Annotated in this window: 16 protein-coding genes; 6 read left to right on the forward strand and 10 right to left on the reverse strand. The window is 70.7% G+C overall.

The genetic code is table 11. The features are described 5' to 3' along the window. Positions 1–104: 104 nt before the first annotated feature. From ACFVT5_RS02320 to afsQ1, 5 genes are all read right to left on the reverse strand, one after another. On the reverse strand, positions 105–305 hold the full coding sequence (locus ACFVT5_RS02320) for a PspC domain-containing protein (protein ID WP_389880502.1): 201 nt from the start codon (positions 303–305) through the stop codon (positions 105–107). Between the two features lie 84 nt (positions 306–389). Next, positions 390–941 carry a VanZ family protein gene (locus ACFVT5_RS02325; RefSeq protein ID WP_389880504.1) on the reverse strand — a complete coding sequence of 184 codons (552 nt, stop codon included), beginning with the start codon at positions 939–941 and terminating at the stop codon, positions 390–392. A 282-nt stretch (positions 942–1,223) separates the two neighbouring features. After that, positions 1,224–1,838: a hypothetical protein gene (locus ACFVT5_RS02330; protein ID WP_389880506.1), complete on the reverse strand. Its 615-nt coding sequence runs from the start codon at positions 1,836–1,838 to the stop codon at positions 1,224–1,226. Next, positions 1,835–3,418 (reverse strand): ATP-binding protein, encoded by a 1,584-nt coding sequence (locus tag ACFVT5_RS02335; RefSeq protein WP_389880508.1) that lies wholly within the window; start codon positions 3,416–3,418, stop codon positions 1,835–1,837. The genes ACFVT5_RS02330 and ACFVT5_RS02335 overlap by 4 nt, the downstream gene beginning before the upstream one ends. After that, positions 3,415–4,092: a two-component system response regulator AfsQ1 gene (gene afsQ1 / locus ACFVT5_RS02340; protein ID WP_389880987.1), complete on the reverse strand. Its 678-nt coding sequence runs from the start codon at positions 4,090–4,092 to the stop codon at positions 3,415–3,417. The genes ACFVT5_RS02335 and afsQ1 overlap by 4 nt, the downstream gene beginning before the upstream one ends. A gap of 193 nt (positions 4,093–4,285) precedes the next feature. Between afsQ1 and ACFVT5_RS02345 the strand changes: the two genes are divergently transcribed. After that, positions 4,286–5,044: a SigE family RNA polymerase sigma factor gene (locus tag ACFVT5_RS02345; RefSeq protein ID WP_389880510.1), complete on the forward strand. Its 759-nt coding sequence runs from the start codon at positions 4,286–4,288 to the stop codon at positions 5,042–5,044. Positions 5,045–5,225: 181 nt separating this feature from the next. Here the strand turns inward: ACFVT5_RS02345 and ACFVT5_RS02350 are convergent, their stop codons facing one another. Then, the gene (locus ACFVT5_RS02350) at positions 5,226–5,870 is read right to left on the reverse strand and encodes a uridine kinase (protein WP_389880511.1); all 645 of its coding nucleotides are present in this window, start codon (positions 5,868–5,870) and stop codon (positions 5,226–5,228) included. Between the two features lie 142 nt (positions 5,871–6,012). Here ACFVT5_RS02350 and ACFVT5_RS02355 point away from each other — a divergent pair, with 142 nt between their 5' ends. After that, a complete protein-coding gene (locus tag ACFVT5_RS02355) occupies positions 6,013–6,414 on the forward strand; it encodes a hypothetical protein (RefSeq protein WP_389880513.1) in 402 nt (133 codons plus the stop codon). Between the two features lie 119 nt (positions 6,415–6,533). On the opposite strand, the gene ACFVT5_RS02360 is transcribed toward ACFVT5_RS02355, so the two are convergent. The 4 genes from ACFVT5_RS02360 to ACFVT5_RS02375 form a co-directional block, all read right to left on the reverse strand. Beyond that, positions 6,534–7,424, reverse strand: a complete 891-nt coding sequence (locus tag ACFVT5_RS02360; RefSeq protein ID WP_389880515.1) for an aldehyde dehydrogenase family protein — start codon at positions 7,422–7,424, stop codon at positions 6,534–6,536. Further along, a complete protein-coding gene (locus tag ACFVT5_RS02365) occupies positions 7,417–8,862 on the reverse strand; it encodes an aldehyde dehydrogenase family protein (RefSeq protein ID WP_389880517.1) in 1,446 nt (481 codons plus the stop codon). Before ACFVT5_RS02365 ends, ACFVT5_RS02360 begins: the two co-directional genes overlap by 8 nt. 5 nt (positions 8,863–8,867) lie before the next feature. Continuing rightward, positions 8,868–9,860, reverse strand: a complete 993-nt coding sequence (deoC, locus tag ACFVT5_RS02370; RefSeq protein ID WP_389880989.1) for a deoxyribose-phosphate aldolase — start codon at positions 9,858–9,860, stop codon at positions 8,868–8,870. Between the two features lie 132 nt (positions 9,861–9,992). Continuing rightward, the gene (locus tag ACFVT5_RS02375; RefSeq protein ID WP_389880518.1) at positions 9,993–10,760 is read right to left on the reverse strand and encodes a DUF5707 domain-containing protein; all 768 of its coding nucleotides are present in this window, start codon (positions 10,758–10,760) and stop codon (positions 9,993–9,995) included. A gap of 482 nt (positions 10,761–11,242) precedes the next feature. Here ACFVT5_RS02375 and ACFVT5_RS02380 point away from each other — a divergent pair, with 482 nt between their 5' ends. From ACFVT5_RS02380 to ACFVT5_RS02395, 4 genes are all read left to right on the forward strand, one after another. Next, entirely contained in the window at positions 11,243–11,629 is a 387-nt protein-coding gene (locus ACFVT5_RS02380) for a DUF1508 domain-containing protein (protein ID WP_389880520.1), read from the forward strand. A 216-nt stretch (positions 11,630–11,845) separates the two neighbouring features. Then, positions 11,846–12,862 carry a phosphate ABC transporter permease subunit PstC gene (gene pstC, locus ACFVT5_RS02385; RefSeq protein ID WP_389880522.1) on the forward strand — a complete coding sequence of 339 codons (1,017 nt, stop codon included), beginning with the start codon at positions 11,846–11,848 and terminating at the stop codon, positions 12,860–12,862. Between the two features lie 14 nt (positions 12,863–12,876). Further along, a complete protein-coding gene (gene pstA / locus ACFVT5_RS02390) occupies positions 12,877–14,148 on the forward strand; it encodes a phosphate ABC transporter permease PstA (RefSeq protein ID WP_389880524.1) in 1,272 nt (423 codons plus the stop codon). Next, positions 14,145–15,875: a phosphate ABC transporter substrate-binding protein PstS gene (locus ACFVT5_RS02395; protein WP_389880526.1), complete on the forward strand. Its 1,731-nt coding sequence runs from the start codon at positions 14,145–14,147 to the stop codon at positions 15,873–15,875. The genes pstA and ACFVT5_RS02395 overlap by 4 nt, the downstream gene beginning before the upstream one ends. Positions 15,876–15,904 lie beyond the last annotated feature (29 nt).

Genomic DNA, 15,904 nt, shown 5'->3' on the forward strand with positions numbered 1-15,904 from the left:
GCCGGCGCCCCGGGGGGCCCCCCCCCCCCGCCGCCGGGGGGGGGGGCCCCCCCCCCCCGGCCCCCCCCCCCCCGCTTCCGTGTGCGTACCAGGGGGCGTACGGGTCACCACGCCTCGCGTGACGCCTTCTCGCCCGGCAGCAGCATCCACAGCGCCAGGTAGAGCAGGAACTGCGGGCCCGGCAGCAGACACGAGACCGCGAAGATCACGCGCATCGTGGTCGCGGAGGTGCCGAAGCGCCGGGCGAGCGCGGCGCACACTCCACCGATCATCCGTCCGTTCGTGGGGCGGGTCAGGGCGGTCATGGTGGGCTCCTTCAGGAGATGTCGTCCACGGGATGTCGTCGTCTCATACGACCGTACGGTGGCGAAGGGGCCCAAAGCATCGCTCTACGGGGCGATCCCGACCCTGGGAATCGTCGGGGTCGGAGTCAGGGGGCTCTCCTCCCGGCGGAGGGCCGCCGCCCGGCGCGCGGTCTCCTTGCGGCGCCGTGTCCGGGCGCGGAACGCCGGTACCAGCGCGATATGCGCCAGGGCGACGCCGAGCGTGTTCAGGAGCATCGAGTCGACGTCCACGACCTGGCCGGGCACGCCCGTCTGCAACAGCTCGATCCCCAGGGACAGCAGGGCGCCGGCCGTGACCGTGCGCAGCAGGGACGCCAGCGGTGATACGGCGATCCTGCCTCCGGCCATCGGCAGCAGGACGCCCAGCGGGGCGAGCAGGCCCAGTCCCTCGCCGATCCTGCGGGTCGCCTGCGTCGGGCCCAGGGCGAGGTCCGCCTTGATCCCGGCGAAGGGGTGGAAGTTGGGTGCGGCCACCCAGGGGACGTCGAGGGGGCGCAGCGTGATCCATGCGACGAGCGCGAGGTGTACGACGAGGAGGAGTCCTCCTGCCGCACGGATGCGGAGTGCGGCGGGGTTGCCGCGTGGGCCTTGGCGCACGCCGATTATGACGACCGGAGCGGTTGGATCGGTTCCGGTGGGGTTCGTGTTGCCGGTCACTTATGTAACGCGGTGTGCTGGGCCCTTTATCCGGCGTGCCGGCACTTGGCGTTGTGCCCACCCTCCCCCAAGGACTCCGACAAGCTCCGTCCAGGGGGGACCCCCATCGCCGTGCGGAACGCCTGCCCACAACGGGGTCGGGTGGGGCGGGGCGCCTGCTCACAACGGGGTCGGGTGGGGCGGGGGTGCCTGTCCACAGTGGGGGTGGGTGGGTGGGACGGGTTAGCCAGTGACGACCGTGCTCGGGGGTTCTGTTGTGCCTGGGCGGGAGCGGAGTTCTGGGGGGCAGTCGTAGCGGCGGAGGGGTTCTGTGTTGGGGCCGCCGAGGGTGACCGTGCCATTTTCCGCTGCCGCCGAGTTCGCCAGCGTGCAGACGATCTGGGCGAGGGCGAATGCCGACAGGTCCTCCGGCGGGATGCCGAGGCGCAGCGCGTCGTCGGGGTCACCGGCGCGTGGGCCCGTGACGGTCATCCCGCCGCGTACGTCCGTCGTGTACCCGGCCTGTTTCTCCGGGGTGGACGGTTCCTGTTCCAGTTCGCCGAGGAGGGCCTGGGCGACCTGGACGCGGTCGCCGGCCGTCGTGGCGCCCTTCGGCAGCTCCACCGTCCGGTCCACCGTGACCAGTTGCGAGGAGCAGAGCAGGTAGACCTGGACCGCGATGCCCCCGGCCGACTGCGCCGACAGGTCCGGCGCGGACAGTTCGCAGGGGGCCCGCGACGGCGCGGGGCCGAAGTCCGTGGGTACCTCCGTCGACCGGATCCCGCACCCGGCGAGCGCCAGCGCCGCCAGCGGCACCGCCAGTCCCCGGCGCAGCCACCGTCCGCGTACCGGCGTCACGGCGCGCCCTCCTGATTCTCCCCGGAGGGCCCCGTACCGGAGCCGTCCGTCTCGTCCTCGTCCATCAGCGCCGACGTGTCCCGGGGCAGACGCAGCGTGAACACGGCGCCGCCGTCGGGGGAGTTCGCGGCGGTGATCTCGCCGCCGTGGATATGGGCGTTCTCCAGCGCGATGGAGAGGCCCAGACCGCTGCCCTCCGACCTCGGCCGGGACGCGCTCGCCTTGTAGAACCGGTCGAAGACGTGCGGCAGGACGTCCTCGGGGATACCGGGACCGTGGTCGCGTACCTCGATGAGCACGTCGTCGTCATCGGTCCGCACCGCGACCCGTACCGGCGAACCGCCGTGCTTGAGGGCGTTGCCGATGAGGTTCGCCAGGATGACGTCGAGGCGGCGCGGGTCGACCCGGGCGACGATGCCGCGCGCCGCGTCGAGGTCGACCGCGTCCAGCCAGGCGCGCGCGTCGATGCACGCCGTGATGTTGTCGGCGAGGTCGACCTCGTCGAGGACCAGGCGGGCGGTGCCCGCGTCGAAACGGGTGACCTCCATCAGGTTCTCGACCAGGTCGTTCAGCCGCCGTGTCTCGCTCACCACGAGCCGTACGGCGGGCTCGATCATCGGGTCGACGCTGCCCGTCTCGGCGTCGAGTTCCTCTTCCAGGACCTCCGTGACGGCCGTGATCGCGGTCAGCGGTGTGCGCAGTTCGTGCGACATGTCGGCGACGAACCGGCGCGACGCCTCGTCCCGCGCGCTCATGTCCGCGACCCGTTTCTCCAGGGACTCGGCGGTCCGGTTGAACGTCCGTGACAGCTCGGCCAGTTCGTCCGTGCCCGAGACCCGCAGCCGGGTGTCGAGTTTGCCCTCGCCGAGCCGGCGCGCGGCGGCGCCCAGCCGGTGCACCGGTTTGAGTACGGTCGTCGCGGCGGCCTGTGCGAGCAGCGCGGCGCCGATCAGCGCGAGGCCCGTCGCGATCCCCAGCGACCAGGCGAGCGAGTTGAGGTCCTTCGCCTCCGGCTCAAGGGACTTGAGCATGTACCCGGTGGGGCCGCCGCCGATCACCCGCGCCCCGCCCACCAGATACGGGGTGTCGTGATCGACGACCCGCTGCCAGTACAGGTGGTACGCGGACTTGTTGGTCGAGGTGACCGGCTGTTCCTTGTTCACCGCGGCCCGCAGCGCCCGGGGTACGTCCTGGAGTGTGAAGGTGTCCAGGTCGGAGTTGCCGACGACCGTGGCGCCGTTCTCGTCGGTAGCGATCAGCAGCACGCTGAAGTGCTGGCTGCTGGTCGCCATCTGGCCCGCCGCGTGCTGGAGTTCGGCCTGCGTCGGATGCATCGGCAGGGTGCCCGCGCGGTTCTGCATCTCCTGCTGGAAGTCGTTGAGCGCCGCGTCCTGCGCCCGCGTCAGCACCGCCTCACGGTTCAGCCAGTACGCGATCCCGGACGCCGCGACCGCCGCCGTCAGCGCGACCAGACCGAACACGAGGACCAGACGCAGCCGCAGGCTGGTGAACCGCAGCCCCGCGAGTATCGCCCTGCGCGCCGCGGCCCCGCGTCGGAGCTTGTCCTGCGGTTTCGTCACTGAGGCGAGTCCAGCCGGTAACCGACCCCGCGCACCGTACGGATCAGGGTCGGCGACGACGGCACGTCCTCGACCTTCGCGCGCAGCCGCTGCACACACGCGTCGACGAGACGCGAGTCACCGAGGTAGTCGTGCTCCCAGACCAGCCGCAGCAACTGCTGCCGCGACAGGGCCTGGCCGGGGCGCCGGCTCAGCTCCAGGAGCAGTCGCAGCTCGGTCGGCGTGAGCTGAAGGTCCTCGCCGTTCTTGGTGACCGTCATCGCGGCCCGGTCGATGACCAGGCTGCCGAAGGTCGCCGAGTCCGTGGACTCCCGCTCGCCGCGCCGCAGCACCGCACGGATCCGGGCGTCGAGCACCCGGCCCTGCACGGGCTTGACGACATAGTCGTCGGCGCCGGACTCCAGTCCGACGACCACGTCGATGTCGTCGCTCCGCGCGGTGAGCAGGATGATCGGCAACTGGTCGGTGCGCCGGATGCGCCGGCACACCTCGAAGCCGTCGATGCCGGGCAGCATCACATCCAGCACGATCAGGTCCGGCCGCTGCTCACGCAGCAGCTTCAGACCGTCCTCGCCGGTGGCAGCCGTGGCGACACGGTGCCCCTGGCGCGTCAGTGACAGCTCCAGGGCCGTACGGATGGCGTCGTCGTCCTCGATCAGCAACAGGGAAGGCACAGACGTCATTCTGTCCCATGGTGCGGTGGGGTTTCGACTGTTGGAGCGCTCCCACACCGCACCCACATACGACAGGGCATACGACAGGCCCCTGTGACAGTGCTGTGACAGTCGGGGGACACCGCCATGAAGTGCCCCCGGCAAGCTTCTGGTCATCGCAAGGAACCGGGACTCCACCGACGGGGGGCGCGAGATGAATACGCTGCACAGCACCACCACGAGCGCAGTGGTCACGCGTCTCCACGACGTCACGAAGAGCGCCGGCCAGCATGAGAAGTCCGGTGCCGTGAGCGGGCGGGGGTGCGCTCGCGGCACCGGGCGTCAGCACACCGCGTACATGACGGTGGTTGACGCGCAGAACGGGGGAACGCACGGGGGTACGGCGTACGGGGAGGCCCTGGGGGAACGGCAGTCGGGGACGGAGTCGGACGCGGAAGCCGCGTTCACCGCCTACGTCCAGGAACGCCGCGCCTCCCTGTACGCGACCGCCTATCACCTGACCGGTGACCGCTTCGAGGCGGAGGACCTGCTCCAGAGCGCCCTCTTCTCGACGTACAAGGCGTGGGACAGGATCAGCGACAAGGCCGCGGTCGGCGGCTATCTGCGCCGCACGATGACCAATCTGCACATCAGCGCCTGGCGGCGGCGCAAGCTCAACGAGTACCCGACCGAGGAACTGCCGGAGACGGTCGGCGACACGGACGCGATGCGCGGCACCGAACTGCGCGCGGTCCTGTGGCAGGCACTGGCCCGGCTGCCCGAACTCCAGCGGACGATGCTGGTCCTGCGGTACTACGAGGGCCGCACCGACCCGGAGATCGCGGACATCCTCGACATCAGTGTCGGCACGGTGAAGTCGAGCATCTGGCGCTCCCTGCGTCGGCTGCGTGAGGACGAGGTCCTCAGCTTCGGCCGTGACGAGGAGGAGTCCTTCGGCGAGTTGGTCGCCTGAGGGACACCGCCACTCCGGGGGGAGACAGGCGGTAGCACGGGGGATACGGGGGAAGCACGGGGGAGCAGGACCCGGGGGTCGGGGGATCCACGGGAGTACGGGGGAAACACCGAGCGGGACCGTAGGCCGGGGGGTCTTTCGGTCCCGCTTTGGTGTGTAAGGGCCCCTGTGTACGCGGGTCTCAGCGGGCCTGGGCCGTCGTTCTGCCCTTGGCGCAGCGCCCTGCCGCCGCTGCCGTGAGGCGGCCCAGTGCCTCTGCCTTGGCGCACGGGTGGGCGCCCAGGGCGGTCTGGCGGGCGACGATTCCGCGTTCCGCGCGCATCAGCCGCCAGCCGCGCCGCAGCAGGAACGGCACCGACTTGCGGCCCTCCCGCAGATCCCGCAGCAGCCGTCGCCGGAACGTTGTCGAAGGGCGCCCGCGCAGACAGAGCGCGTCGGCGAGTACGCCCAGGTCCGCGCAGCGCCGCACCAGGTCGGCGGCGAACACGCCCTCCGCTATGAACAGCGGGGTCCGCTCGATGTCGAGGGGGTCCTCGCCGGTACGGGAGCTGGTGGCGATGTCGTACACCGGCACCCGGGTACGGCCCGTGCGGCAGAGTTCTCCGATCGCGGCGAGCGCGGCGTCGGCGTCCCAGGAGTCGGGTGCGTCCCAGTCGATGTCGGAGGTGCCGGGCACCAGCGGCAGCGTCGGGTCGTCGCCCTCCTTGTAGAAGTCGTCCAGACAGAGCACGGGCAGCCCGGAGCGGGCGGCGAACGACGACTTACCGGAGCCGGAGGGGCCGGCCAGCAGCACGACCCGAGTCGGTATCGGGGGATGGGAACTCACGAGAGTCCAGTGTGCGGTATCGCGGCGCCCCTGCCGACCCCGCGGGTCGCCTTTGGTGCGCGCGTCACACCTCAACTACTGTTTGTGAGCATCCCGTTACTCCGGGCATTCCTTCACCGGCAACGACACACAGGCGGCACCGATGGCACGTAACGCAGACCGGCAGACCTCCACCGCCCAGCGCGCCCTGCTGCGCGCGGGCATCGCACTCACCGTCGCCGGGTTGGCGCTCGGCGCGGGCGGCGCGGCGGCGTCGGCGGCACCGCAGGCGGGCGGCCTGCCGCTGCCGGGCGGTGATGCCGACCCGCAGGCCGCCGGGCAGGCGCTGACCGGGACCGTCGGATATGTCACAGGCCCGCTGACCGCGCTCCAGATCAACCCGCTCGCCAAGACGGGCGTGGACCCGCTGGACAACGCGGTCGGCACGCAGGTCGCCGACTTCAAGCCGGTGTCGACGGCGGCGGTCACCGCGCCGCTCACCCGGGGGGACGCGGCGCGGGATCTGCCGGTCGTGGGACAGGTGACCAAGTTGCTCGGCGGCTGACGCCCGTATCGCACACCCGAATCGCGGGCCCGTACCAAAGGCCCGTAGCGCATGGCAGGGCCCCGCCTCTCCCGGACGGTGGAGAGGCGGGGCCCCGGTTTCGTGGGGTCGCGGGTCGCTCAGTACGACGAGCCGGACGCGCCCAGGGAACCCGTCGGGTGCCAGACCGTCTTGGTCTCCAGGAACGCCGTGAGACGGCTCGTGCCCGGGTCCGCCGACCAGTCGTCGGCGCTGGGGCGCCGGACCCGCTTGAGGTTGTCGGCCGCCGCGATCTCCAACTCCTTGGCCAGCGCCTCATCGGCGCCGGTCAGGTCGATCGCGTTGACGTCCTGGTGCGCGGCGAGCGGGGTCGCGATCTCCGCGGTGCGGCCGGAGAGGACGTTCACCACACCGCCCGGCATGTCCGACGTCGCCAGGACCTCGCCCAGGGACAGTGCGGGCAGCGGTGCGTGCTCGCTCGCGATCACGACGACCGTGTTGCCGGTCGCGATGGCCGGGGCGATCACCGAGACCAGGCCGAGGAACGACGAGTCCTGCGGGGCGAGGACCGTCACCACGCCGGTCGGCTCCGGCGTCGACAGGTTGAAGAACGGGCCCGCGACCGGGTTGCCGCCGCCGACGACCTGGGCGATCTTGTCGGTCCAGCCCGCGTACCAGACCCAGCGGTCGATCGCCGCGTCGACCTGCGCCGCCGCCTTCGCCTTCGACAGGCCCTCGGCGTCCGCGACCTCACGGACGAACTGCTCCCGGCGGCCCTCCAGCATCTCGGCGACGCGGTAGAGGATCTGGCCCCGGTTGTACGCGGTCGCGCCCGACCAGCCGCCGAACGCCTTGCGGGCGGCGACCACCGCGTCACGGGCGTCCTTGCGGGACGACTGCGGCGCGTTGGCCAGCCAGCTGCCCTTGCGGTCCGTCACCTCGTACACCCGTCCGCTCTCGCTGCGGGGGAACTTGCCCCCGACGAACAGCTTGTAGGTCTTGAAGACACTGATGCGGGCCGTGTCAGACATCGAGGTACGCCTCCAGACCGTGACGGCCGCCCTCGCGGCCGAAGCCCGACTCCTTGTACCCGCCGAACGGCGACGTCGGGTCGAACTTGTTGAACGTGTTGGACCAGACGACGCCCGCGCGCAGCTTGTTCGCCACGGCGAGGATGCGGGAGCCCTTCTCGGTCCAGATGCCGGCGGACAGCCCGTACTGCGTGTTGTTCGCCTTGGCGACGGCCTCTTCGGGCGTACGGAACGTCAGGACGGACAGGACCGGGCCGAAGATCTCGTCGCGGGCGATGGTGTGCGCCTGGGTGACCTTCGTGAAGAGGGTCGGCGCGAACCAGTAGCCCGAGGACGGCAGTTCACAGGGCGCGGACCAGCGCTCGGCGCCCTCGGCCTCGCCGCGTTCGGTGAGCGCGGTGATCCGGGCCAGCTGCTCGGCGGAGTTGATCGCGCCGATGTCCGTGTTCTTGTCGAGCGGGTCGCCCAGGCGCAGGGTCGCGAGGCGCCGCTTCAGCGCGTCGAGGACCTCCTCCTCGATCGACTCCTGGACCAGCAGGCGGGAGCCCGCGCAGCAGACCTGGCCCTGGTTGAAGAAGATGCCGGTGACGATGCCCTCGACGGCCTGGTCGATCGGGGCGTCGTCGAAGACGATGTTGGCGCCCTTGCCGCCCAGTTCCAGGGTGACCTTCTTGCCGGTACCCGCGACGGTGCGCGCGATCTGCTTGCCGACGGCGGTCGAGCCGGTGAAGGCGACCTTGTTCACATCGGGGTGCGCGACCAGGGCGGCGCCCGCGTCGCCGTACCCGGGAAGGATGTTGACGACGCCCTTGGGGAGGCCCGCCTGGCGGCAGATGTCCGCGAAGAACAGGGCCGACAGGGGGGTCGTCTCGGCGGGCTTCAGGACGACCGTGTTGCCGGTCGCGAGGGCCGGGGCGATCTTCCACGCCAGCATCAGGAGGGGGAAGTTCCAGGGGATGACCTGGCCCGCGACGCCGAGGGGGCGGGGGCCGGGACCGTATCCGGCGTGGTCGAGCTTGTCGGCCCAGCCCGCGTAGTAGAAGAAGTGCGCGGCGACCAGGGGGAGGTCCGCGTCGCGGGTCTCCTTGATCGGCTTGCCGTTGTCCAGGGTCTCCAGGACGGCCAGTTCGCGGCTGCGCTCCTGGATGATCCGGGCGATCCGGAACAGGTACTTGCCGCGCTCGGCGCCGGGCAGCGCCGACCAGGCGGTGAACGCCTTGCGGGCGGCCTTCACGGCGCGCTCGACGTCGGCCTCGCCGGCCTGCGCGATCTCCGAGAGCACCTCCTCGGTGCTCGGCGAGACGGTCTTGAAGACCTTGCCGTCGGCTGCCTCGGTGAACTCGCCGTCGATGAACAGGCCGTAGGAGGGCGCGATGTCGACGACGGAACGGGACTCGGGGGCGGGCGCGTACTCAAACACGCTTGCGCTGTCTGCCATGGTGATCAGTCCACCGTCACGTAGTCGGGGCCGGAGTAGCGGCCGGTCGCCAGCTTCTGGCGCTGCATCAGCAGGTCGTTGAGCAGCGAGGAGGCACCGAAGCGGAACCAGTGGTTGTCCAGCCAGTCGGCGCCCGCGGTCTCGTTGACCAGGACCAGGAACTTGACGGCGTCCTTGGAGGTGCGGATGCCGCCGGCCGGCTTCACACCGACCTGGACGCCGGTCTGCGCGCGGAAGTCGCGTACGGCTTCGAGGAGTACGAGGGTGTTGGCGGGGGTGGCGTTGACCGCGACCTTGCCCGTCGACGTCTTGATGAAGTCGGCGCCCGCGAGCATCCCGAGCCAGCTCGCCCGGCGGATGTTGTCGTACGTCGACAGCTCGCCGGTCTCGAAGATGACCTTGAGGCGGGCGGCGCCTGACGCGTCCTTCACGGCGCGGATCTCGTCGTACACCTTGAGGTACTTGCCCGCGAGGAAGGCGCCGCGGTCGATGACCATGTCGATCTCGTCGGCGCCCGCCGCGACGGCGTCGCGTACGTCGGCCAGCTTGACGTCCAGCGCGGCGCGGCCCGCCGGGAAGGCGGTGGCGACGGACGCGACCTTGACGTCCGTACCGGCGACGGCCTCCTTGGCCGTCGTGACCATGTCCGGGTAGACGCAGACGGCGGCGGTACGGGGCGTGGACGGGTCGGTCGGATCGGGGTGCGCGGCCTTGGCGCCGAGCGCCCGGACCTTGCCCGGGGTGTCCGCGCCTTCCAGCGTGGTGAGGTCGATCATCGAGATGGCCAGGTCGATGGCGTACGCCTTCGCCGTGGTCTTGATCGAGCGGGTACCGAGCGCGGCGGCGCGCGCCTCCAGGCCGACGGTGTCGACACCGGGGAGCCCGTGCAGGAAGCGACGGAGGGCGGCGTCGGACGAGGTGACGTCGACGAGACCGCCGAGATCGCGGGCGCTTCCTCGGGCTGGGGCGGGGGCCGGTTTTGAGGGCGTGGTGGGCATGGTCACGAGGGGAGCATATCTACGCGCGTAGCGGCTGTACAGGGTCTGTGCGGTGACACTGACCGCACGGCGCCGGGTCGCCCGTGGGGCGGTCCGGCGCCGTCGTGTCCAGGATCGGAACAGGCTCGGGTGTCAGCGTACGTCGACGTACTCGCCGTCGGACACCGCGGCGGCCGTGCTGTCCGTACCCGCGTAGGACCAGCGGTAGGTGCCGTCCTGGTAGGCCCGCAGGGTGGTGGACAGGGTGCCGTCCGCGGCGGTCGTCACGGTCTTCACGGTCCTGAACTCCTTGCAGCCCGCCGCGCGGAACTGCAACCGCGCCGACTCGCCGGCACCGGCGGACGCATGCGTACCGGCCGCCCAGTCGGCGTGCCGAACGTCACCCTTGACGGTGAGGGTTTTGCCCCACCTGACCGGGTCCGGGGTGGCGTCAACGGTCAGCTTCGTCTCGCGCTGAAGCGCGAAGGTGGCGGCGCTGTCCCGGAAGGCGGCGTCGCTGTCGGGGGCGATCGCAGAGGCGCTGACCTGCCAGGTGCCGGCCTGCGCGGTGTCGGCCGGGGCGGTGCCCGGGGTGAGCTGGAAGGTCAGGACGCAGGTGCTGGTCGTGTCGGTGGTCGGCCCGCAGGCGGCGGCCGAGGGCACGGTGGCGTCGGGGGCCCCGAACGAGCCTCGGTACAGGGTGGCGTTGATCTGGTCGAGGCCGGACGGGTCGGTGGCGGTGACCTCGACGGTCACGGTTCTCGCGCTCGTACCGACGACGACGGGATCGCCGCCGTTGACGACCACGCCGGTGATCTCGGTGTCGCCGTACTGCTCGTCCGCGTACGCGGACGGAACGGCGAGGGCGGACAGGGCGACGACGCCGCACGCGGCGGCGGCGACAGCAAGGCTCTTGCGCATGCGAATTCCCCAATGTGAATGCCATGGCCTGCCTTTTAAACCCCCGGCGGGCCGAATTGACGTGTGCAGCGTACTCATTCCGTGGAGATTTCGAAAGGTTTCCGCCGACCGCTTCAATCGGGGTGCGAATTTTTCGCACAATGGAATGCGCGCGAATATCCGCCGGCTTGCCGTCATGGAAAACCGAAGGGGAAATTCGACTCGAATTTCAGCGGTCCTGGCGCCCACCTACGCGTACCGCGGGGCCCCAACCCTCCATGTCCGGGCGGCCGAAGAGCGCGCGGCCCGGACCCACGCGCCCCATCGGTCGGGCACATGAACGAGGGGCAACTTTCACGTGAAGCATGACGAATGCGCTTACTGAGGGCGATTGCATGTCACTCTCGCCTCACTAATCTGCAGATGCCGCACGGGCGCTGACCACCGCTGACTCGTGCAGCTTCCTTAACGTCAGGTGCAGGGGACCACAGGGGCGGGGATGGATGACGGGAAGAAAGGGCCGCGCTGCCTTACCAGGCACGCGCTGTCATATAGACATCGACGCGGACGGAACGTACTCATGGCGCCTCATCGCGACCAACGGGCGGGTCATGGCCGTGGCCGCCACGACGTACCGGGACTACGCGGAGTGCCGGGCCGCCCTGGAAAGGCTGAGCCGCGAGGTCGCGGATTTACCGGGGGCCGTCCATCACACGGCGGAGGGCAGCGGCTGGGTCTGGCGCCTGCGTGACCCGGGGGGCGGCGCGCTGGCCGTCTCCGCGCGCGCCTACGAGCGGCACTCGACCTGTCAGGCCGCCTACGAGCGGTTCCGTTCGCTGCTCGCCGAACTCGGCGCGGCCGGCGCGATTCCGTGGGACGACGCCGGGTGACCACACCGGGTCACCGACAGCTACGCCGAGAGCCCGTGCCGGAAGGGGCCGGGGCCCGCCACAGCGGCGGGCCCCGGCCCCTTCCGCTTCGCCGTACGTCGCTCACGGATTCTCCGCACGCCGTGTTCACGTCAACCCCGGAAGTTGCCTCGCAGGGTGCTCCAGTTCACCTTCAGGTGCGCAGGCGTCCATTCCGGCTCAGGAGCGTCGACCCATGTGACGACGCGAATGGAAGAGCCACCGGTGCCCGCAGCGGACGACCCGCCAAGACGGCTGTACGTCGATCCCGGCGTGCCCGACCGGGCCTTCCGGGGAGTACTGCGCGGCGGGGGCGCCCTGGTGCTCGCGATCATGCTGCTCGTCGGCGGCTTTCTGACCTACCGGGCGTGGCAGGCGCTCGAAGTCGCGCGATGGGACTTCATCACCACCGAGGCGTGGGAGCCGGAGGGCCATCACTTCGGTATCGCGGCGGTGATGACCGGCACCATCCTGATCGCCTGCGTCGCCCTGGTCTTCGCGGTGCCGCTGGCGCTCGGCACCGCGCTGTACATCTCCGAGTACGCCCCGGCGCGGATCAAGCAGACCCTCATCAGCGTCGTGGACCTGATGGCGGCCGTCCCGTCGGTGGTCTACGGACTGTGGGGCCTGTTCTTCTTCCAGGGCCATGTCGTCACCGTGTCGCGCTGGATCTCCAGCTACTTCGGCTGGATCCCGATCTTCAAGGTCGACGGCGTCGACCCGTCCGACCCGCTCGCCACCGCGACGGTCTACACCTCGTCCACCTTCATCGCGGGCATGGTGGTGTCCCTGATGGTCGCCCCGATCATCTGCTCGGTCATGCGGGAGGTGTTCTCGCAGGCGCCGGTCGGTGAGCGGGAGGGCGCCTTCGCGCTCGGCGCCAACCGCTGGGGCATGATCCGCAGCGTCGTCCTGCCCTTCGGCAAGGGCGGCATGATCGGCGGCACCATGCTGGGCCTCGGCCGGGCGCTCGGCGAGACCATCGCCGTGTACCTGATCATCTCGCCGGTCTTCGAGATCCAGCCGCACATCCTGCAGAACGGCACCAACTCGGTCTCCGCCCTGATCGCCCTGCGCTACGGCGAGGCGACCGAGTTCGGCATGTCGGCGCTGATGGCCGCCGGCCTCGCGCTCTTCCTGATGACCCTCGTCGTCAACTTCGCCGCGTCGTCGATCGTCGCCCGCAGCCGTTCCGGCGCGGCGAGCGACTCATGAGGAGACCGAGCCTGATGACCGTCACCACACCACAGAGTCCGCCGGGCGACCGGGAGGCGCGGGACGAGCCCGCCCCCGCCCGGCCGGCCACCGTCCTGCCCGGCCACCGGGGCGACCGGCCCGCCTCGGAGTCCCGCCGGAACCTGTCGATTCTGCGCGCCACCGATGTGTACGCGCTCCTCGGCTCGGGTGCCGCGGCGCTCACGATCACCTGGCTGATGTTCGACCGGCTGCTGCCCTTCAACGGCACTCTGGGCTTCGTCGTCATCGCGTACGCGCTCTTCATCGGCCTGTACGCGCTGCTGGTCTCCTTCGACGAGGACGGCCCCGCGGTACGCGACCGGGTGGCCGCCGCCATCGTGCAGAGCCTCGGTGTGCTGATGCTGACCGCGCTGAGTTTCGTGGTCGTCTACACGCTCTACGAGGGCCGCACCGCGCTGCCGCACCTGAACTTCTACACCGAGTCGATGGCCGCCGCGGGTCCGCTCGAACCGCTCGACGTCGGCGGCATCCTGCACGCCATCGTCGGCACGCTCTGGCAGATCGGCATCGCTCTGGTGATCTGCATCCCGACCGGACTCGTCTGCGCGGTCTTCCTCAACGAGATCCCGGGCCGTTTCAGCCGGTTCGTCCGCACCGTCGTCGAGGCGATGACGGCGCTGCCCTCCATCGTGGCCGGCCTGTTCATCTACGCGACCTTCATCCTGGCGCTCGGCTTCGAGCGCTCCGGACTCGCCGCCGCGCTCGCGATCTCCGTGATGATGCTGCCGATCGTCATCCGCGCGTCCGACGTGGTGATCCGGCTGGTCCCCGGCACGCTGCGGGAGGCGTCGTACGCGCTCGGCACCTCGCGCTGGCGCACGGTGTGGCATGTGGTGCTGCCCACCTCGCGCTCCGGACTGACCACGGCCGTCATCCTCGGCACCGCGCGCGGCGTCGGCGAGACCTCGCCGGTGCTGCTGACCGCCGGATACACCGCGGAGCTGGAGACCAATCCGCTCAAGGGCCCGATGGTGTCGCTGCCGCTCGCGGCCTTCGAGCTGGTGAAGTCCCCCGAGGCCAGCTACATCGCCCGCGGCTTCGGCACGGCGGCGGTCCTGCTGGTCCTGGTGCTCGTCCTGTTCGTCTTCGCCCGGATCCTCGGCGGGCGCGGACCGGGACAGCTCACCCGCCGTCAGGAGCACCGCCGGGTCCGGGCCTCCCGCCGCGACGCCCGGCGCTTCGCCGCACACGCCACCCCCGTCCCGCCCACCGCCCGCACCGCACCGACGAGGAGCACCCCGTGATACCCGCAACCGTCCGACGTCCACGCGCCCAGCGCGCGTACCAGGCGCTGGCGCTGTTCGTCGCCCTGGTCTGCGCGCTGCTCGCCCTGAACCCGCCCCCCGCGGACGCCGCCACCTACACCAAGATCAGCGGCTCGGGCTCGACCTGGAGTGCCAACGCCATCGAGCAGTGGCGCCGCAATGTGCGCCAGCAGGGCATGACGGTGAACTACTCGTCGGTGGGCTCGACGATCGGCCGCAACCAGTTCCGCGACGCCACCTCCGACTTCGGTGTGTCCGAGATCCCCTACGGCCTCAGCGACCTGGGGAACACGGACCCCACACCGTCGCGCAAGTACGCGTACATGCCGATCGTGGCCGGTGGTACGTCGTTCATGTACAACCTGAAGATCGGCGGGCAGCGCGTCACCAACCTGCGGCTGTCGGGCGAGGTACTCACCAAGATCTTCACCGGCAAGATCACGATGTGGAACGCCGCGGAGATCAAGGCGGACAACCCCAAGCTGAACCTGCCCGCCCGCCGGGTCGTCCCCGTCGTCCGCTCCGACGGCTCCGGTACGACCGCCCAGTTCACGCTGTGGATGTCCAAGCAGTACGGGTCCCAGTGGAACGACTACTGCCGCCGCGCGGGCAAGCCCACCCCCTGCGGCATGACGTCGTACTTCCCCAACATCCCCGGCTCCGGCTTCGTCTCCCAGTCCACCTCGCTGGGCGTCGCGGGTTACACCCGCCAGCCGCAGGCCGAGGGCGCCATCACCTATGTCGAGTACTCCTACGCGCGCAACGCCGGCTTCCCGGTGGTCAAGGTTCTCAACGAGGCCGGGTACTACGTCGAGCCGACCGCGTCCAGCGTCGCGGTGGCGCTCACCAGGGCCGGGATCAACAACGACCCGCGCTCGGCGAACTACCTGACCCAGAAGCTGGACAGCGTCTACACCTTCGGCGACGACCGTACGTATCCCCTCTCCAGCTACAGCTACATGATCATCCCCACCAAGGAGGAGATGGGCTTCACCAAGGCCAAGGGCCGGACGCTCAGCGCCTTCAACAACTACTTCCTGTGCGAGGGCCAGCAACAGGCCGACCGGCTCGGCTACTCGCCGCTGCCGAAGAACCTCGTGCAGGCCGGCATGGAGCAGACCCGGAAGATCCCCGGGGCCGAGACGGACCGGATCGACATCAACAAGTGCAACAACCCGACGTTCTCCGGCGGCAAGAACCTGCTGATCGACAACGCGCCGCACCCGCCCCCGTGCGACAAGAAGGGCTCCGACCAGTGCGCCACCGGCACCGGCGGCGCCAAGCAGCCCACGCCGGCCACCGGCGGGGGCACGACCGGCGGCTCCGGCGGTTCCGGTTCGACCGGCGGCGGTTCGACCGGCGGTGGCTCCGGCTCGACCGGCGGGGCGGGCACGACCGGCGGTTCCGGCGGCGCCACGGGCGGCTCCGGCGGTGACACGGCGGGCAGCACCGGCGGCACGGCCGGGACGACCGGCGGCGGTGCCGTCGACCCCGACACCGGCGAGGTCCTCGGCTCAGGCCAGGGCGGCACCGGGGACGCGTCCGTCGTGGCCAGCCCGGTGTCCCTGGGCACGGGCGGCTCCCCGGGTCTGCGGACGGCGCTGATGACCTTGTCCGCCGCGCTGCTGGTCGGCGTGGTCGTCGGGCCGCCGACGGTGGCACGCGCGATGGCGAACCGGACGCGGCGGAAGGGGAGTTCGCGATGACGACGGGTACCGAGCCGAGCACCGGGAGG

Origin of the sequence: Streptomyces sp. NPDC058001, from assembly GCF_042886315.1 — a bacterium.
Lineage (GTDB): Bacteria > Actinomycetota > Actinomycetes > Streptomycetales > Streptomycetaceae > Streptomyces.